The sequence below is a fragment of the Metabacillus fastidiosus NBRC 101226 genome (assembly GCF_001591625.1).
GTDB lineage: Bacteria > Bacillota > Bacilli > Bacillales > Bacillaceae > Metabacillus > Metabacillus fastidiosus.
The window spans coordinates 1-3,322 of the sequence record NZ_BCVG01000189.1; the positions used below are offsets into that span (position 1 = coordinate 1).

General features: G+C 30.9%; 2 protein-coding genes and 1 riboswitch. Of the genes, one reads left to right on the plus strand and one right to left on the minus strand.

Features of this window, described 5'->3' with window-relative positions; genetic code table 11:
- Positions 1-133 precede the first annotated feature (133 nt).
- Positions 134-219, plus strand: a riboswitch (cyclic di-GMP riboswitch).
- Between the two features lie 329 nt (positions 220-548).
- The gene (locus BFA01S_RS21125) at positions 549-2,702 is read left to right on the plus strand and encodes an EAL domain-containing protein (RefSeq protein ID WP_169800523.1); all 2,154 of its coding nucleotides are present in this window, start codon (positions 549-551) and stop codon (positions 2,700-2,702) included.
- Positions 2,703-2,768: 66 nt separating this feature from the next.
- Here BFA01S_RS21125 and BFA01S_RS21130 read toward each other — a convergent pair whose 3' ends face one another.
- Positions 2,769-3,071, minus strand: a complete 303-nt coding sequence (locus BFA01S_RS21130) for a DUF5634 family protein (protein WP_066235553.1) — start codon at positions 3,069-3,071, stop codon at positions 2,769-2,771.
- Positions 3,072-3,322 lie beyond the last annotated feature (251 nt).

A 3,322-nucleotide genomic window follows, 5' to 3' on the forward strand; every position in this document is an offset into this window, starting at 1 on the left:
GTAGCGTACGGGCCTAAACTAACTCCCACTGATAGAAGTTTCACTTTATATGTAGTAGCTCGAAAAATTTAACAATGTATATTTAATATAGTGTAGTAATATGATATTATTTTTAGTAAATAAGTACTATTGAATTTGATAAAGGCAAACCTATTGAAAAATAGGGACGCAAAGCCACGGGTCTAATGTTTAAAAAACGATGACGGCTGGGTTACCAATGATATTCTCATAATCTATTAGGGGATTTTTGGCTACTCAATTTGTTGAGTAGCCTTCACCTTTATAGTAAGCATAAGTTTAAAAGATTAATAATTATAATATAAATCAGATCTTAAAATATTCTCGTTACAAAATTATGAAATTGAACTATTTTTATGTATGAGAGATGTAGTAAAGTAAAAAAACTAAAGAATGTTTTACATATATTTTCTTTAGGGAATATAAGGGGATTTACTATGTTGGCAGAAAGGCGTTCAGCTATTATCTTTATAATTTTATTTCTAGTGATATTCTACAGTTGGATCTTTATGTTCTGGGAGAATGAATGGATGAGGTCGCTAGGAGCTTGTTCATTTCCCTTTATTGCAGCGGCAGCAAGTATGACTTGGCTATTTAAGCCGTATCGTAAAAGTTTAGGCACTGAAAGAACGTTTTGGTTTTTATTAATAATTGGTGTTTTTTTCTATCTTATAGCCAACTGTATTTGGTTTTATATGCAAATTATATATGGGGTACAAGACCATCCTAAGATGTCGCATCTAATGTGGTTACTATCATATGTGTTTTTTTTAATTGCGTTGATTTATAAATTAAAAGTATTAAATAAATCTTTTTTTAGAAATCCATTTTTTTATAATGTTTTAATTTTTATGATTACGGCAGCTGCACTCAGTATTCATTATTTAATTAAGCCGGCTCTTGAATTTTCTGATAATTCTTTGCTGCTTGCAATATTGAATTTATCTTATCAGTTAATCAATCTATGTCTGCTTTTCATGATAATTAATATTTTTTACTATTCTCAATATATGCGGATGAAAAAAGTGTTATTAGTTATTTCAATAGGATTTCTCGCCCAATTTACAGCTGACTCTATTTATAGTTATTTGTTAATTGGAGGGAAGTATCATACAGGGAGTTTAATGGATCCTTTATGGGGTTTGTCGATTCTTATTATTGGTCTATCAAGCCTCTACACTAGCGCTGTAAAGGAAGAGATAAATTGGAAGCAAGATTATAATGTGAAGAACAGCGGCAGTTTATTTCCTTATATAACTGTAATAGCTCTAATAATAATAGTAATCAACAGTGAACAGTGGCATTGGAATGCGCTCGTCATTGGTTTAATTGTAACATTTCTTTTAGTTATTATGATGCAAATTTTAGTTATTAAAAAGAATAGCAGTTTAGCAAATGAGTTTTGGTATTATGCCTATCATGATGAACTGACTGGATTACATAATCGAGTAAGCTTTCAAAGAGATCTAATAAAAATATTAGATGATGCTGACATCTTAAATAGGAGAGCAGCAATATTATTATTAGATTTAGACCGATTTAAAAATATTAATGACACATTTGGTCATCATATCGGAGATTTATTGTTAAAGGAATGTGCACGAAAGCTGAAAGAGTTTACAGGTAACAATGATAGAGTGTATAGAGTTGGCGGTGATGAATTTATTATTATTCTCTCCAATGCAACGGAACAGGATTGTATAAATACAGCTGAAACTATACTGAATGTATTTACTAAATCTTTGTTTGTAGAAGAATATGAAATTTCTATTACTCCAAGTATCGGTATTAGTTTGTATCCGGAAAATGGAGTTAATAATGAAACATTACTTAAGTATGCAGATATGTCTATGTATCTTGCGAAAAGCAAGGGAAGGAATAATTTCCAATTTTATAGTTCGGAATTAAATGAAACATTGCTCAGGACATTGGAGATTGAGAATGAATTAAAAAAGGCAATTAAAAATGATGATTTTACTCTTTATTACCAGCCTAAAGTAAATTTGAAAACAAGAGAGATAGTAGGAATGGAAGCGCTGTTACGTTGGAATAATTCCCGATTGGGATTTGTTTCTCCAGCAGAATTTATTCCAATTGCAGAGGAAACAGGTCAAATTGTCGCAATCGGTGAATGGGTGTTGAAAACAGCCTGTAAACAAATGAAAGAATGGCAAAGAGCGGGTTTTACCTCTCTCCGTATGTCTGTTAATGTATCTGTCTTTCAATTTCAGCATAGTGATTTTATTATGACTGTCAAAACAGCTTTAGAAGAAAATGAACTTGATGCTAAATATTTAGAAGTGGAAATTACAGAAAGTATTATGCAAAATATAGTTGATTCAATGAGAATATTAAACGAGTTGAAATCAATCGGAGTCAAAACATCCATTGATGATTTCGGGACCGGTTACTCATCCTTATCTGTTCTGAAGAAGCTGCCTATTGATGCGATTAAAATCGATAAGTCATTTGTTGATGATGTTGCTGATAAGAAGGATAAGTCGCTAGTAAATGCAATTATTGATATAGGTGTAAATTTAAACCTGGAAGTAGTAGTAGAAGGAATTGAGTATGAGGATCAAGTAAGTCATTTGTCGATTAATAACTGTATTTTAGGACAGGGATATTTATTCAGCAAACCTGTTCCTGCCAGTGACTTCGAAAAGATTTTTATGAATAATTAAGGATAAAGGGAAAAGAACGCTGTAAGAACTTTTCCCTTTAGAGTTCAGTTAATAAAAGCGAGAATTTTACAGTTCCAGAAACACATTGTCTAAATTATTGTATTCTTTAAAATCATCTTTCTGCGGATCATCGGACTCCACTGTCCATTCTTTGCTAATGGGGGCTAAATCTCCATTAGCATTTTTTATATATGGGGTATGGATATGAAAGGTTTCGCTGTTTTTTGTAACAGTATAGCCAATATAATATTGATCAGCCTGTCCCTCTTCCTCAAAAATGCCGATAGCTTCTATATCGAATTTATCAATATAAGACTGAAACGATTGTTGTAATTCATTTATAATTTCCTCTCTTGATAAGAATTCCAACTATTTCACACCTCTTCTCATAAATTTCTATAGTTAATATGTCTCTCAATATTTTTAATAAACATTTTCTTTCACAAAAGATTGGTTCAAGACTATGGCAATAATCTAAACTTTAAGCAGAACACAGGTAATATTTAAAATTAGTGATATAATTATTATATAGGTATAAAATAATACACTGATGTTTAATTGATGGCATTTAATATATAAATGATGAATTGATTTTTTATCCCAGTCTTAACGAGCAGTAA